Genomic DNA, 16,136 nt, shown 5'->3' with positions numbered 1-16,136 from the left:
AACCGCTTATTGCATGAGCAGTGTGTAACAACCCAGACAAGATTATCACTGCTTTTGTGTAACGAAAGTCAGCGTCACGCTACCAGATACGCCTGCCTGCTCGCAAACTACCACCTGCTGCAGGCTTGGGATAACGCCAAAAGAAAAGGGTGAGTAAAATGGGTAAGATCAAGTTGACCATGGCACAGGCGCTGGTCAGATTTCTCGACAACCAGTACCTGCTGGTAGACGGTGTCGAAACCAAATTCGTAAAGGGTATTTTCGCCATTTTCGGCCACGGTAACGTACTTGGCCTAGGGCAGGCTCTGGAGCAAGACTGTGGCGAGCTGGTGGTGCATCAGGGGCGCAACGAACAGGGGATGGCGCATGCCGCTACCGGATTTGCCAAGCAGAAGCTGCGCCAGCAGATCTACGCCTGCACTTCTTCCATCGGCCCCGGCGCGGCCAATATGATCACCGCTGCGGCCACTGCCACGGCTAACCGCATTCCTTTACTGCTGTTGCCGGGCGATGTGTACGCCTCTCGCCAACCCGATCCGGTATTGCAACAGATCGAACAATCCTACGATTTGAGCATCAGTACCAACGACGCTTTCCGTGCCGTCAGTAAATATTGGGATCGCATTGTGCGCCCGGAACAGCTGATGAGCGCCTGCATCAATGCCATGCGTGTGCTGACCGATCCGGCAGAAACCGGCGCCGTCACGTTATGTCTCCCACAGGACGTACAGGGCGAAGCCTACGATTACCCAGACTATTTCTTCCACAAGCGGCTACATCGCCTTGAACGTCGCCCAGCCAGCGAGAATTCGCTGGCTGATGCCCTGGCGTTACTGGTGGGTAAACGCAAGCCGTTGATAATTTGCGGTGGAGGAGTGAAGTATTCACAGGCTGGGGAACAATTGCAGCAGTTTGCCGAACGCTTCCATATTCCGTTTGCCGAAACTCAGGCCGGTAAAGGCACGGTGTTTTCCGCCCATCCTTATAACCTGGGTGGCATCGGTGAAACCGGCTGCCTGGCGGCCAACATGTTGGCGAAGCAGACAGACCTGGTGATCGGCATTGGCACCCGTTACAGCGACTTCACCACCTCGTCAAAATGGCTGTTCCAAAATCCGGATGTGGCTTTCCTTAACATCAACGTCAGCGTGTTTGATGCCGGCAAACTGGATGGTCTGCAAGTCTTGGCGGATGCCCGTACGGCGCTGGCCTCTCTCAGCCCGTTGTTGGCTCAGGCGGATTATCGTTCCGATTGGCAAGAAACTATCAGCAAGGCGCTTGGCGAACAGCAAAAAGAGACTGAGCGTGTCTATCAAGTGACTTATACCAACAAAGGCTTTGTGCCGGAAATCGACGATAGTCTCGATCGTGAACGGGTGTTTGCCGAGTTTATCGAACAAACCGACTCTGTATTAACCCAGAGCCGAGTGCTGGGGGTGCTGAATCAGCATTTACCACAGGATAGCGTCATCGTTGCCGCCGCTGGCAGCCTGCCGGGCGATCTGCAACGAGTCTGGCAAAATCGGGGTGAGCACGGTTATCACGTGGAATACGGCTACTCCTGTATGGGCTATGAGGTTAATGCCGCGTTAGGCGTCAAGCTTGCGGAGCCACAGCGCGAAGTTTACGCCATGGTGGGGGATGGGGCGTTCATGATGCTGCATTCTGAGTTGGTCACCTCGATCCAGGAAGGTTGCAAAATTAACGTGGTGCTGTTCGACAACATGACCAACGGCTGCATCAACAACCTGCAGATAGAGCACGGCATGGGGAGCTATACCACCGAGTTCCGCTTCCGCAACCCACACGGGGGCAAGCTGGATGGCAAACTGGTTCCGGTTAACTTTGCCATGTTGGCGGCGGCCTATGGTTGCAAAACCTACAGCATTACCACCGAACAACAGCTGATCGATGCGTTAGCGGATGCCCGCAAGCAACAGGTTTCTACCCTGCTGGATATCAAAGTGCTGCCAAAAACCATGGTGCACAAATATCTCAGTTGGTGGCGCGTGGGCGGTGCCCAGGTGGCTGAAAGTGAAAAAATTATCGCCGTAGCTCGCAAGCTGCAAGAGAACATCGATAAAGCCCGCAGCTACTGATAACGCGATGTCTTAGAAATTGTTGGGGCGGTGGAGCATGCCGCGCTGATGTAAATAATCCGATCTACTTCAGACCTTGCGTCTGCCGTTTACAGTCCACGAGGATAACGAAAATGACATTGAACATTGGGGTTATTGGTACCGGAGCTATCGGTAGAGATCATATTCGCCGTTGTAGTCAGGTGTTGCAGGGTAGCCGCGTCGTCGCGGTGAATGATATCAACCGAGACAGTGCCGCCAAGGTGGTCAGTGAACTGAAACTGGACGCCAAGGTTTATGACAATGCCCACGATCTGATCAGCTCCCCAGACGTACAGGCGGTACTGGTCACGTCATGGGGGCCGAGCCATGAAGAGTTTGTGCTGGCCGCCATTGCTGCGGGTAAACCGGTATTTTGCGAGAAGCCGCTGGCAGTCACGGCACGGGGCTGCAAGAACATCGTGGATGCCGAAGCCAAGCACGGCAAACGTCTGGTACAGGTGGGCTTTATGCGCCCTTACGATCAGGGCTATCGGGCACTGAAACAAGTGCTGACCAGCGGGCAGATCGGCGAGCCGCTGATGCTGCATTGCGCCCACCGTAACCCAAGGGTCGGGGAAGCCTACACCACGGATATGGCCATTACCGATACGCTCATTCACGAGCTGGACGTGCTGCGTTGGCTGCTGGACGACGATTACGTTTCGGTACAGGTGGTGTTCCCACGCAAGAGCAGCAAAGCCCTGCCACATTTGAGAGACCCGCAGGTTGTGCTGATGGAAACCGCCAAGGGCACCCGAATTGACGTCGAAATCTTTGTTAACTGCCAATACGGCTACGACATTCAGTGTGAAGTGGTGGGGGAAACTGGCATCGCCAAGCTGCCAGAGCCTTCTGCGGTGCAAATGCGTAGCGGTGCCAAACTTTCCACCGAGATCCTGGTCGACTGGAAAGACCGCTTTATCGGCGCTTATGACGTTGAGCTGCAAGCTTTTATCAATGACGTCCAGGCTGGCAAGCTCACCGGGCCTTCCGCTTGGGATGGTTTTGCGGCTGCGGTGGCGGCGGATGCCTGTATCGCCGCACAGACCAGCGGTGAAGTGGTGCCAGTCACCTTGCCCGCCCGCCCTGGCTTCTATGGCAAATAAGCCGGTAGGTATTGTCTTGATGCTTTGAAGAGGGGCGGCAATGAAAATCGCTTTTGATGTCGATGTGATTAAAGATCTGGGTATTACCCAAATGGTGGAGCAGGTGGCTGACTGGGACTATAAGTGCATTGAGCAGTCACTGCACCCGCAGATCAACCCATTCTATAAACATCCAAAAGCCGGTCGTGAAGTTCAGGCGGAATATCAACGGGCGCTAAAAGCCACCGGGGTAGAGATTTCCTCCTTTGGCGAAGGGGAAGTGGACTTCGCGACCCTCTTTCAAACTCTGCGAGATATGGAGTTTGCCAACCGTACCTTCAAGGTGGGTGGGGAGTCCATCATCTGCACCTCGCTGTTCGGCTACCCGGAGAGAATGCCTGCCCAGACGGTGGCCACCAGAGAGTGCATCGAAAAAGAGCTTTTGGGTAAATAACTTTCTTGGCCACGCCGGCGGGGAAGCAGGCCGGTAAGTGCCTACATGACTGAGGCTGAAAAATGAACAAAGACAATGTAAAACTGGCAATCGCCCCGATTGGCTGGACGAATGACGATATGCCTGAACTAGGTAACGAGAATACGTTCCAGCAGTGCGTCAGCGAAATGGCGCTGGCCGGGTTCACTGGCAGTGAAGTGGGTAGCAAATACCCGCGCGATCACAAGGTATTGAAACCAATGCTGGATCTTCGCGGTATCCAGATCTGTAATGCCTGGTTCAGCACGTTTTTTGCCGATGGGCAAAAAGAAAAAACCATTGATGAGTTTATTAACCACATGAATTTCCTGCATGCGATGGGTGCCAAAGTGATTGGCTGCTCCGAGCAGAGCAAGAGCATTCAGGGTACCACCAAGGCGGTGTTTGAAGAGAAGCCTTACTTCAGCGATGAAGAGTGGCAGCGGGTGGCGCAGGGGTATAACGAGCTGGCGAAAATTGCCGCCGGAAAGGGGATGCAGGTCTGTCTGCACCATCATATGGGCACGGGTATCCAGACCACCGAAGAGATAGATCGCTATATGAGCATGGTGAACGATGATGTTTACCTGCTGTTTGATACCGGGCATGCCTATTACTCTGAAGGTAGCCAACAGGCCATGTTGGCGATCCTGGAGAAATACCTGCCGCGCATTAACCATGTGCATCTGAAAGACGTGCGTGACGAGGTAGTGGCAGAAGTTAAGACTAAGCGTCTGAGCTTCCTGGACGGGGTGAAAAAAGGTACCTTCACCGTGCCGGGTGACGGTGTGATCGATTTCCGGCCGGTATTTAAGCTGCTGGATGAGCGTGGCTATAAGGGATGGATGGTGGTGGAAGCAGAGCAGGATCCGGCGTTGGCCAATCCTTTTGAATACGCTGTAAAAGCACGCCGCTATATTCGCGAAACGGCCGGGCTTTAAGTCAGTTAATGCGTATTGCTGTGTCTAAACAGGTGGGGCATTGCTATGAGCGCCCCACCTACAAGGCTGTGCTGATTACGGGTTTTTAAAGCGGGCCATATGATAGGCATCCACCAGCTCGCCATCGCGCATGGCAAAGCGGCGGCTGGTGCCTTCAATTTCAAAACCGAACTTACGATACAGCGCAATGGCACCCTGATTGTCGGTGAACACCGTTAGCTCAATGCGCTCAATGCCTGCCCAGTTGTCGCAGATATCGATCATCGCCTTCATTAGCGCGCTGCCGACGCCTTTGCCGTGGTAACCGGCATCCACGCTGATACCAATAGTGGCCACATGACGGCGACGTACCCGCTGGTTGAGTTCCACGAATAGCTGTCCCACCACGCGCTCATCAATGCAGGCCACCATGTTGTAGGTTCCGGGCTGCACATTAGCAATACGTTGCTGCCACATAGTTTTTGAGGGTAGCGGTAGTTGTAGTGTGTCACGGTAAACGGCCGGGTGGGAATATAGCTGGTGCAAAGTTTCAGCATCGTTACTTTCCACGTGACGGACTACAATCTCGCTCATTCTTTCCTCACTTATGCGTTTACCATTTGAATAAACTCCCAAATTATCCGTTTACTGCCATGAGTCAATATAATTTCTGGTTGGTCAAAAAAACGCTTTACAAGTGCGAATGATAATGATTATTATTGCCATGCGTTCAGGGAGAGTATCAACCTTTGATACTGTTTGCTGAAGGCACGACATTGCTCACATTGCTTCCAGTGTTTACTTAGCCAGCTCGGGTGCTGGCTTTTTTTTTGCCCAAATTCAGCGACCAACCCATCCCACAAATCCTTTGCTACTCCTTGCCAAACTCCACCTAATTTTTTGAACAGAGGGGTGAGATTTTTGCGCTTTCATATTCATCCGTCAGGTCTAGACTGTAGAAAACGTTGAGGAGAGTTGAATATGATTTATTTACGTAAGGCACAAGATCGCGGTCATGCTAATCATGGTTGGCTAGACAGCTGGCACACCTTCTCATTTGCCGACTATTACGATCCCGATTTTATGGGGTTCTCGGCGCTGCGGGTAATCAACGAAGACGTGATTGATGCAGGCCAGGGGTTTGGTACTCATCCCCATAAAGACATGGAAATCCTGACCTACGTGCTGAGCGGCACGGTGGAGCATCAGGACAGCATGGGCAACAAAGAACAGATCAATGCCGGTGAGTTTCAGATCATGAGTGCAGGGACCGGTGTTCGTCACTCCGAGTACAATGCCAATAGCGATCGGCCATTGCATCTCTACCAGATCTGGATTATTCCGGATCAGGTTGGGCTGGAGCCACGTTATGAGCAACGGATGTTTGATGCGCCACAAGGCCGCCAGTTGGTGCTGTCGCCAGACGCCCGTGAAGGGTCGCTGAAGGTGTTCCAAGATATGACCTTGTCACGCTGGGCGCTGAAAAAAGATGAGCAATCGGTCTATCCAATCCAGGCAGAACGCCGCGTTTGGATCCAGGTGGTTAACGGCAATGTCTCCATCAATGGCCACAAAGCGGGTATTAGCGATGCGTTTGCCATCTGGGATGAGACAACGTTGTCGATCCATGCCGATGAAGATAGCGAGATTTTACTGTTCGATCTGCCACCAGTGTGATGACAGAGTAACGGCGATGGCTCGGTGCAATACCGGGCCATTTTTTGCCTCTGCTGGCCGGATAACCAACAATATCGGAAAGGCGTTTTATTTGCTAAAATGGCTGCCCATTCATGGTTAGCCAGTTCATTGATAATGAAGAAAAAACGGCCGGTGCTTCAAGATGTCGCGGATCAGGTTGGCGTCACTAAAATGACGGTGAGCCGCTATTTGCGCAATCCCGATCAGGTTTCTACCGCTTTACAGCAAAAAATTGCGGTAGCGCTGGACGAACTTGGCTACATCCCCAACCGCGCCCCGGATATTCTTTCCAACGCCACCAGCCGGGCGATCGGTGTGTTGCTACCGTCGCTGACTAACCAAGTATTTGCCGAAGTGCTGCGGGGTATCGAAAGTGTTACCGATGCACACAACTATCAAACCATGTTGGCGCACTACGGCTATCTGCCGGAGCGTGAGGAAGAGCGCCTGACGTCGCTGTTTTCTTACAATATCGATGGGCTGATCCTGTCCGAACGCCACCATACCGCGCGTACCCTGAAGATGATTGAAGTGGCGGGCATCCCGGTGGTGGAGTTGATGGATTGTGTCTCACCCTGTATCGATCTGGCGGTCGGGTTCAACAACTTTGAAGCGGCCCGCCAAATGACCCAGCAAATCATCGCTCGTGGTCACCGTCATGTGGTGTATTTTGGCGCGCGTCAGGATGAACGTACCATCATCAAACAGCAGGGTTACGAACAGGCCATGCGTGAATCAGGCCTTGAAACCTACAGCATCATGACCGCACGCTCTTCTTCCTATTCGGCCGGTGGTGAGATGTTGCGCGAGGCACAGCGCGATTACCCGCAGATCGACAGTATTTTTTGTACCAACGATGACTTGGCGATCGGTGCAGCATTTGAGTGCCAGCGCCAAGGATTATCGATCCCACAAGATATGGCGATTGCCGGTTTCCACGGCCACGATATCGGCCAGGTGATGGTGCCAAAACTGGCGAGCGTGCTGACGCCGCGTGAGCATATGGGCCAGATCGCCGCAGAGCGTCTGTTGGCTCGGTTGCGCGGGGAAACGGTTTCTCCACGCATGGTGGATGTTGGTTTCACCGTAGCACCCGGTGGCAGCATCTGAACCTGGGCGCAATAGCCAGCGCCCAGAGCGGCTAACTTATTGTTTCAGCGCTGTGACACAGCGGCCAACAACGCCTTCAACGTCGGTATCGATATCCACGCAAATCACATCTTTTTCGTCTGCACCTGGCTCTTCTAACGCTTCAAACTGACTTTTTAGCAACTCGGTGGGCATAAAATGCCCGGAGCGGGCTTGCAGACGGGCCAGGATCACCTCGAAGCTGCCTTTCAGATAGATAAACACCATATTGTCATTGTCTTTGCGCAGCAGATCGCGGTAGCGGCGTTTTAGCGCCGAGCAGACAATAATCCCGCTTTCGTTCTTGTGATGAAGGCTGTACGCCGCGTCGTTGAGGCGTTGTAGCCAGGGGGCACGGTCTTCGTCATTCAGCGGTTGGCCGCTGGCCATCTTCTGGATGTTGGCGCGTGGATGCAGATCGTCGCCATCAATAAATTTTGCTTTGATTTCTCGTGCTACCGCCGCGCCAATTGTGGACTTGCCGCTGCCGGAGACGCCCATCAGGATGATGCTTTTTCCCGCCATAAGTTTGATCTCTATCTCAGAATGCGAATTTTGCTGGGTTACCTAGTTTCGGATCTTACCATGTTACCGGTATCATGATACGCGTAACAAATGGAGATGTGATTGTCATCACACAGCATAGAACAGGGAGAATACTCGTTGTTTTCATGTCGCCACGTGGCGGGCTGCAATCTGTATCCATTGGCTATACCACTGTACTCAGCTGCCTACTTAGACCACCAGGATAGGGTCGTACAACGAAAACAAAGCACCTTCTTTCGCCGCCGTTACGCATAGGCCAAGTGATAAAAGAGTTGGAGAAAAATTATGCCACTAGTGATTGTTGCCATCGGCGTAGCCATGCTACTGCTGCTGATGATCCGCTTTAAGCTGAACGGCTTTATCTCGCTGATTCTGGTCGCTCTGGCGGTCGGTATCATGCAGGGAATGCCGGTAGACAAAGTGATTGGTTCTATCAAGGCCGGCGTGGGCGGAACGCTCGGCGGTCTGGCGCTGATCATGGGCTTTGGTGCCATGCTCGGTAAGCTGCTGGCGGACTGTGGCGGTGCGCAGCGGATTGCCACCACGCTGATCGACAAGTTCGGTAAACAGCATATCCAATGGGCCATCGTGCTGACCGGTTTTACCGTCGGTTTTGCTCTGTTCTACGAAGTGGGCTTCGTGCTGTTGCTGCCTTTGGTGTTTACCATTGCTGCCTCTGCGCGTATCCCGCTGCTGTATGTCGGTGTGCCGATGGCTGCGGCGCTGTCCGTTACCCACGGTTTCCTGCCACCGCATCCAGGCCCAACGGCCATCGCTACCATTTTCCATGCGGACATGGGGAAAACCCTGCTGTACGGCACTTTGCTGGCGATCCCAACCGTGATCCTGGCAGGCCCGGTCTATGCCCGCTTCCTGAAAGGTATCGATAAGCCGGTTCCGGTCGGTTTATATAACCCAAAAACCTTTACCGAAGAAGAGATGCCAGGGTTTGGCGTTAGCGTAGCGACCGCACTGGTGCCGGTGATCCTGATGGCGTTGCGTGCCGTGGCGGAAATGGTGTTGCCTAAAGGCCACCCGTTCCTGTCTTACGCCGAGTTCTTTGGTGACCCGGTAATGGCAACGCTGATCGCGGTGCTGATCGCCATCTTTACCTTCGGCCTGAACCGTGGCCGCACCATGGACGAAGTGATGGGCACCGTCAGTGACTCCATCAAAATCATCGCCATGATGCTGTTAATCATCGGCGGTGGCGGGGCGTTCAAACAGGTGCTGGTGGACAGCGGCATTGAGCAATACATTGCTGGCATCATGCATGGCAGCGACGTGTCACCGATCCTGATGGCCTGGTCGATTGCCGCAGTGCTGCGTATTGCGCTGGGTTCCGCGACCGTAGCGGCGATCACCGCCGGGGGGATTGTGGCTCCGCTGATTGCCACCACCGGGGCCAGCCCGGAGCTGATGGTTATCGCCGTCGGTTCAGGCAGCGTGATTTTCTCTCACGTTAACGATCCGGGCTTCTGGCTGTTCAAGGAGTATTTCAACCTGACCATTATGGAAACCATCAAGTCCTGGTCGGTGTTGGAAACCATCATTTCAGTCTGCGGCCTGATTGGTTGCCTGCTGTTGGCGATGGTGGTTTAAGTCTCAAAGGTGGGGCGCAGCAATCTCTGCTGCGCCCTGACTGCTAAAGGTTCAGATAGGCCCGAACACCGTCCAGGAACATCTGGGTGGACAGCATCACCAGAATCAACCCCATCAGCCGTTCCAGTGCACTCACTCCTTTGCTACCCAGTAACCGCAGGAACAGGTTCGACATCAGCAGGATCGCCGCCGACAATCCCCAGGCAATCAGCAAGGCCACCACCAGATGCGAAATCTGGTTGGGGTACTGGTGTGAAAGCAGCATCAAGGTTGCCAGAATCGATGGCCCGGCCACTAGCGGAATGGCGAGCGGCACCAGGAAAGGCTCCTCTCCGGCGGAAAGATCGCTACCGCTGCCTTCCTGCGAAGGGAAAATCATCTTGATGGCGATCAGAAACAGGATAATCCCGCCGGAGATCGACACGGTTTCGGTGCGCAGGTTAAGGAATGCCAAAATATGTTCGCCCGCGAACAGGAAGATCAGCATCAATACCAAGGCTATCAGCAACTCGCGGATCACCACCGCCCGGCGACGGCGCGGTTCCAGGTGTTTCAGCACCGACATGAAAATCGGCAGGTTACCCAGCGGATCCATAATTAAAAACAGCAACACCGTCGCCGCAATCATCTCTGTCATTTAAGGCCTCAACATCAGAAAAAATGACGGGTATAAGCAGCATTGCTGAGAATTGCCCGTTTATTGAATAAATTCACTTTGCGCTCGCGCCGACATTTTGTAAGGTGGGTAGATATTGCACACAACACATAACTTAACTCTATCTCATACCCTTCCTCAAAGGGTATAGAGCATAGTCATCCTCCAAGGCAGGACTGTAAATATGAAAAACGTTGGTTTCATTGGTTGGCGTGGCATGGTCGGCTCGGTACTCATGCAGCGCATGACACAAGAGCGCGATTTTGACGCCATTCGTCCGGTATTCTTCTCCACTTCGCAGCTCGGTGCTGCCGCCCCGGTTTTCGGTGGCCAACAGCAAGGTACGCTGCAAGATGCGTATGATGTGGAAGCGTTAAGCGCGCTCGATATTATTATTACCTGCCAAGGTGGCGATTACACCAATGAAATCTATCCAAAGCTGCGGGCCACCGGCTGGCAGGGTTATTGGATCGATGCGGCCTCTTCTCTGCGTATGAAAGACGATGCGATTATCATCCTCGACCCGGTCAACCATGCAGTGATCCAGGAAGGGCTGAACAAAGGCATCAAGACCTTTGTTGGTGGTAACTGCACCGTTAGCCTGATGCTGATGTCGCTGGGCGGCCTGTTTGCCAACGATCTGGTGGAGTGGGCATCTGTTGCCACTTATCAAGCGGCTTCCGGCGGCGGTGCGCGCCATATGCGTGAATTGTTGACCCAGATGGGCATGCTGCATGCCGATGTGGCGAAGGAGTTGCAGGACCCGGCCTCGGCGATCCTGGACATCGAGCGTAAAGTCACGGAGGCCACCCGTTCCGGTAAGCTGCCAACCGATAACTTTGGCGTTCCTCTGGCGGGTAGCCTGATCCCTTGGATCGACAAGCCGCTGGATAACGGCCAAAGCCGCGAAGAGTGGAAAGGCCAGGCAGAAACCAACAAGATCCTCAGCACGTCAAGCATCATCCCGGTTGATGGTTTGTGTGTGCGCGTTGGTGCTCTGCGCTGTCACAGCCAGGCATTTACTCTGAAGCTGAAAAAAGACATCCCACTGCCGGAAATCGAGCAACTGCTGGCTACGCACAATGACTGGGTACGGGTGATCCCGAACGACCGCGAACTGACCATGCGTGAGCTGACGCCGGCTGCCGTAACCGGCACGTTGAACACGCCGGTTGGCCGTTTGCGCAAGCTGAATATGGGGCCGGAATACCTCTCCGCCTTCACCGTTGGCGATCAGCTGTTGTGGGGCGCGGCCGAACCGTTGCGCCGCATGCTGCGTATCTTGCTGTAACCTTGAACTGAAATTCCTGAGGGCTGATCTCTTTCAGCCCTCCAATGTCCTGTTTTCCACGTTTCTGTTCTCGATTGCTGTCGCAGTAAAGGCGATGTAAGCGAGGTGACGTCACGCCCGCCGTTATATCAGACACAGTCACCGAAGGTTGCCCGTTCCGCCGGTTTTCCGACTAAAAATTTTCCTTGGTAATGCCACCGTGTTTTTAGCAGACATGGCTATGCTTATTAGGTGGATGAATAGTTTTCCATCAATGGTGAAAGTTCGCCTTAAAAATAAGCATAAAGAGCGATACTGCGAGCATGAAGGCGATCGATTAATCAATAACCGACTGGAATCACGCTTTAGGTAGCAAATGAATTGCATGATAGGTGCAACGGCTGCTTTTTGTTCAGCGTAGCCTTTTAAAAGTCATGCTCTTAATCAAAGGAAGAATGCTATGCCTGTACTTCCCGAACGTGACGTGATCAATCAGCTCATCTCCGGTCACTATGCCGACCCCTTTTCCTTGCTTGGCATGCATGTAACTGAAAACGGCCTACAGATTTGTGCGCTGTTGCCGGATGCGGGCAACGTGTGGCTGGTAGAGAGTAAAACCGGTAACCGTCTGGTTCAACTCAATTGCGATGACGCTCGTGGTTTTTTCAGCGCTCTCGTGCCGCGTCGTAAAACCCCTTTCCGCTATCAACTTGAAGTTAGCTGGCGCGACCATCAACAACTTCTCGAAGATCCTTATCGTTTTGGCACCCTGTTGCAGGATATTGACAGCTGGCTGCTGGCCGAGGGCACCCATCTGCGGCCTTATGAGCGGCTTGGGGCGCATCCTGGTTCGCTGGATAATGTGGACGGAGTCAGCTTTGCCGTTTGGGCACCGAATGCTCAGCGCGTGTCGGTAGTGGGTGAGTTCAACTTTTGGGATGGACGGCGTCATCCCATGCGCCTGCGTAGAGAGAACGGGATTTGGGAGCTGTTTTTACCGGGCGTGAAGGCCGGGCAGCTGTATAAATACGAGATTATCGATTGTTATGGCAACGTGCAGTTGAAAGCCGATCCTTATGCTTTCGAAGCACAGATGCGGCCAGAAACGGCCTCGTTGATCACACCGCTGCCTGCGGTGGTGGAAAACACGCCGGAAAGGCAGCGGGCCAATGATTTTGACCGTCCGATTTCCATCTATGAAGTGCACCTGGGTTCCTGGCGTCGCCATACCGACAATAATTTCTGGCTCAGCTATCAAGAGCTGGCCGAGCAGCTGATCCCCTACGTTAAAGATATGGGCTTCACCCATATTGAACTGTTGCCGATCAACGAACATCCGTTCGACGGCAGCTGGGGCTATCAGCCGTTGGGAATGTATGCGCCAACCCGCCGTTTTGGTACGCCAGCGGAGTTCAAAGCTTTTGTCGCTGCGGCTCATGATGCAGGAATCAACGTGATCCTGGACTGGGTGCCGGGGCACTTCCCCAGCGATGCCCATGGCCTGGCCAACTTCGACGGCACCGCGCTGTATGAATATGCCGATCCCCGCGAAGGATTCCATCAGGACTGGAACACGCTGATCTACAACTATGGCCGTCACGAGGTGCGTAACTACCTGGCGGGCAATGCGTTTTACTGGCTGGAGCGTTTTGGCATCGACGGTCTGCGCGTCGATGCGGTGGCGTCGATGATCTACCGTGACTACAGCCGTGCCGACGGCGAGTGGGTGCCGAACTACTATGGCGGTAATGAGAACCTGGAAGCGATCTCCTTCCTGCGTTACACCAACCAGACGCTGGGCAAAGAGCGGCCAGGGGCGGTGACGTTGGCGGAAGAATCGACCGATTATCCGGGGGTCACGCTGCCGCCGGATGCCAACGGCTTGGGCTTCCACTACAAGTGGGATCTCGGTTGGATGCATGACACGCTGGATTATATGAAGTGTGATCCGGTGCACCGTAAATACCATCACAACCTGATGACCTTCGGCATGCTCTACGCCTATACCGAAAACTTCGTGCTGCCGATCTCGCACGACGAAGTGGTGCATGGCAAAGGCTCCGTGCTGGATCGGATGCCGGGGGATGCCTGGCAGAAATTCGCCAACCTGCGGGCTTATTACGGCTTTATGTGGGCGCATCCGGGCAAAAAACTGCTGTTTATGGGCAGCGAATTTGCTCAAGGGCGTGAGTGGAATTTCGATACCAGCCTGGACTGGCATCTGCTGGAAGGATTGGACGGTTGGCACCACGGAGTGCAACGGCTGGTACGCGATCTCAACCACTGTTACCAGGAGAATGCGCCGCTGTATGAGCGAGATTATCGCCCAGACGGCTTTGAGTGGCTGGTGGTCGACGATCACGATAACTCGGTATTTGCCTTCGCACGCTACGACTCGCAGGGCAATGAACTGATTGCCATCAGCAACTTTACCCCGGTACCGCGTCCTCATTATCGCATTGGCATTGCACATGCTGGCGAATATCAGGAAATCCTCAATACCGATTCACACCATTATCACGGCAGCAACGCGGGTAATCAGGGGCGGGTGATCTCGCAGCCGATCGGCAGCCACGGCCGTGAACATTCGATCAGCGTGATGGTGCCACCGCTGGCCACGGTTTATCTACGGCGGGAGGTTTGATGGCTGAACTGACGCCGGGTCTCGCCGCGCCCTTAGGGGCCTATTACGACGGTAATGGCATCAATTTTACTCTGTTTTCTGCACATGCCACGCAGGTTGAGCTGTGCCTGTTCGATGCGCAATATCGTGAAACACGTCTGCCACTGCCTGCCCGCAGCGGTGATATCTGGCACGGTTATCTGCCGGGAGGCGAGCCGGGGCAACGTTATGGTTTTCGGGTGCATGGCCCATTTGAGCCGCATCTTGGGCTGCGGTTTAACGCCAACAAGCTGCTGCTCGATCCGGCAGCGCGGGCGGTAGAAGGGCCGGTTGCCGACCATGTGCATTTGCATGGGGGGTACGATCAACCAGACCAGCAGGACAGCGCCCCATTAATGCCCAAATGCGTAGTGATCGACGAAAGCTACGACTGGCAGGACGATAGCCCGCCTGCCACCTCTTGGGGCAAAACGGTGATCTACGAAGCCCACGTCCGGGGGCTGACGCTAACGCACCCGGAGATCCCGGCCCTATTGCGTGGCAGCTTTGCCGCTCTGGGCCACCCGGCAATGATTGCCTACTTCAAGCGGTTGGGGATCACGGCGCTGGAGCTTTTGCCAGTGCAGCAGCACACCACGGAACCGCGTCTGCAGCGCCTGGGATTGATTAATTATTGGGGATACAACGTGCTGGCTCCCTTCGCGCCAGACAACCGCTACAGCAGTTTGAGCACCGGGACAACGCCGCTACGAGAATTTCGCGATGCGGTGAAAGCGCTGCACCGGGCGGGGATCGAAGTGATCCTGGACGTGGTGTTCAACCACAGTGCCGAACTGGATGTGGATGGGCCCACGCTGTCGCTGCGCGGTATCGACAACGTCAGCTACTACTGGCTAACCCCTGATGGTGATTACGATAACCTCACCGGCTGTGGCAATACGCTGCGGTTGGATCAGCCAGCAGGCGTGGCGTGGGTGATGGATTGCCTGCGCTTTTGGGTACGGGAGTGCCATGTCGACGGTTTCCGCTTCGACCTTGGCACCGTGTTAGGCCGCACACCAGCGTTTGACCGTGATGCACCGCTGTTTCAGGCGATGCTGGCGGACGATACGCTAGGGCGCTGCAAACTGATCGCTGAGCCTTGGGACATTGGCCCGGAGGGCTATCAGGTTGGCGCATTTCCAGGCCGTTTTGCTGAGTGGAATGACCATTTCCGTGACGATATCCGCCGTTTCTGGCTGTGGGGCGATCGGTCACTGGGTCAGTTTGCCCAGCGTTTTGCTGCCTCCAGCGAGGTATTCAACCAACGTGGGCGCGCACCCTACGTCAGCATCAATATGCTGACGGCCCACGACGGCTTTACCTTGCAGGACGTGGTGAGTTTCGAGGAGAAGCATAACCAGCCGAACGGAGAGGGAAACCGTGATGGCAGTGACCAAAACTTTAGCTGTAACCACGGGGTTGAAGGCCTGATTGCCGACGAAACCGTTTTGCAACGCCGCCAGGCCAGCCAGCGGGCACTGCTTGCCACGCTGCTCCTGGCACAGGGGACACCGATGTTGCTGGCCGGTGATGAGCATGGCAATAGCCAGCAAGGCAACAACAATGCTTACTGTCAGGATAACGAAACCACCTGGCTCGACTGGGCCAATGCGGATGAGTCACTGACCGCATACACCGCCGCGCTGATCCGCCTGCGCCAGCAAATTCCTGCTTTGCAGGCAGACCGCTGGTGGCAGGAGGGAGACGGCAGCGTGCAGTGGTTGAACGCGCAGGGGCAGCCGCTCAGTGCGCAACAGTGGGAACAGGGCGATCGCTGCTTGCAGATCCGCCTGTCGCAACGCTGGCTGATGGTGATCAACGCTACCCAGCAAGCCGTTGATATGACGTTACCTGAGGGTGATTGGCAGGTTGTCGCCCCCTTTACTCAGGAAGATTCGCGGGCGGTTCTACCCGCCTGGTGCCAGGCTGCGCATTCGCTTTGCGTGCTGGTAGAGAAAAATTAAAAGGAGTCAGT

General features: G+C 54.5%; 13 protein-coding genes. 10 read left to right on the top strand and 3 right to left on the bottom strand.

The window, feature by feature from the left end; translation table 11 throughout:
- The first annotated feature begins 158 nt into the window (after positions 1-158).
- The 4 genes from iolD to iolE all read left to right on the top strand — a co-directional run bounded on the left by iolD (position 159) and on the right by iolE (position 4,618).
- Positions 159-2,099, top strand: a complete 1,941-nt coding sequence (gene iolD / locus KAJ71_RS15245; RefSeq protein ID WP_248946523.1) for a 3D-(3,5/4)-trihydroxycyclohexane-1,2-dione acylhydrolase (decyclizing) — start codon at positions 159-161, stop codon at positions 2,097-2,099.
- Positions 2,100-2,212: 113 nt separating this feature from the next.
- Positions 2,213-3,226, top strand: coding sequence for a bifunctional inositol 2-dehydrogenase/D-chiro-inositol 1-dehydrogenase (gene iolG / locus KAJ71_RS15240; RefSeq protein ID WP_248946522.1), 1,014 nt, complete (start codon positions 2,213-2,215; stop codon positions 3,224-3,226).
- 40 nt (positions 3,227-3,266) lie between these two features.
- A complete protein-coding gene (locus tag KAJ71_RS15235; protein ID WP_248946521.1) occupies positions 3,267-3,659 on the top strand; it encodes an IolE/MocC family protein in 393 nt (130 codons plus the stop codon).
- A gap of 62 nt (positions 3,660-3,721) precedes the next feature.
- Positions 3,722-4,618, top strand: a complete 897-nt coding sequence (gene iolE, locus KAJ71_RS15230) for a myo-inosose-2 dehydratase (protein ID WP_248946520.1) — start codon at positions 3,722-3,724, stop codon at positions 4,616-4,618.
- Positions 4,619-4,693: 75 nt separating this feature from the next.
- On the opposite strand, the gene KAJ71_RS15225 is transcribed toward iolE, so the two are convergent.
- Entirely contained in the window at positions 4,694-5,191 is a 498-nt protein-coding gene (locus tag KAJ71_RS15225; protein WP_248946519.1) for a GNAT family N-acetyltransferase, read from the bottom strand.
- A 387-nt stretch (positions 5,192-5,578) separates the two neighbouring features.
- Here KAJ71_RS15225 and KAJ71_RS15220 point away from each other — a divergent pair, with 387 nt between their 5' ends.
- Together KAJ71_RS15220 and gntR are read left to right on the top strand one after the other, a co-directional pair.
- Complete coding sequence (locus KAJ71_RS15220) at positions 5,579-6,274, top strand: pirin family protein (protein WP_248946518.1); 696 nt, start codon at positions 5,579-5,581, stop codon at positions 6,272-6,274.
- Between the two features lie 135 nt (positions 6,275-6,409).
- On the top strand, positions 6,410-7,405 hold the full coding sequence (gene gntR, locus KAJ71_RS15215; protein ID WP_248946517.1) for a gluconate operon transcriptional repressor GntR: 996 nt from the start codon (positions 6,410-6,412) through the stop codon (positions 7,403-7,405).
- Between the two features lie 36 nt (positions 7,406-7,441).
- Here the strand turns inward: gntR and KAJ71_RS15210 are convergent, their stop codons facing one another.
- A complete protein-coding gene (locus KAJ71_RS15210; protein WP_248946516.1) occupies positions 7,442-7,948 on the bottom strand; it encodes a gluconokinase in 507 nt (168 codons plus the stop codon).
- A gap of 306 nt (positions 7,949-8,254) precedes the next feature.
- Here KAJ71_RS15210 and gntT point away from each other — a divergent pair, with 306 nt between their 5' ends.
- Positions 8,255-9,571, top strand: a complete 1,317-nt coding sequence (gene gntT, locus KAJ71_RS15205; RefSeq protein ID WP_248946515.1) for a gluconate transporter — start codon at positions 8,255-8,257, stop codon at positions 9,569-9,571.
- Positions 9,572-9,614: 43 nt separating this feature from the next.
- Here gntT and KAJ71_RS15200 read toward each other — a convergent pair whose 3' ends face one another.
- On the bottom strand, positions 9,615-10,208 hold the full coding sequence (locus KAJ71_RS15200) for a YhgN family NAAT transporter (protein ID WP_025119274.1): 594 nt from the start codon (positions 10,206-10,208) through the stop codon (positions 9,615-9,617).
- Between the two features lie 202 nt (positions 10,209-10,410).
- On the opposite strand from KAJ71_RS15200, the gene asd reads away from it, so the two are divergent.
- The 3 genes from asd (at position 10,411) to glgX (ending at position 16,125) form a co-directional block, all read left to right on the top strand.
- Positions 10,411-11,517, top strand: a complete 1,107-nt coding sequence (gene asd, locus KAJ71_RS15195; protein ID WP_248946514.1) for an aspartate-semialdehyde dehydrogenase — start codon at positions 10,411-10,413, stop codon at positions 11,515-11,517.
- A 439-nt stretch (positions 11,518-11,956) separates the two neighbouring features.
- The gene (gene glgB, locus KAJ71_RS15190; RefSeq protein ID WP_248946513.1) at positions 11,957-14,140 is read left to right on the top strand and encodes a 1,4-alpha-glucan branching protein GlgB; all 2,184 of its coding nucleotides are present in this window, start codon (positions 11,957-11,959) and stop codon (positions 14,138-14,140) included.
- Complete coding sequence (glgX, locus tag KAJ71_RS15185) at positions 14,140-16,125, top strand: glycogen debranching protein GlgX (RefSeq protein ID WP_248946512.1); 1,986 nt, start codon at positions 14,140-14,142, stop codon at positions 16,123-16,125. The genes glgB and glgX overlap by 1 nt, the downstream gene beginning before the upstream one ends.
- The last annotated feature ends 11 nt before the right edge of the window (positions 16,126-16,136 follow it).

The organism is Serratia silvae (genome assembly GCF_023282985.1).
GTDB classification, from domain to species: Bacteria; Pseudomonadota; Gammaproteobacteria; order Enterobacterales; family Enterobacteriaceae; genus Chania; species Chania silvae.
This window is presented reverse-complemented; position numbering and strand designations above follow the sequence as displayed.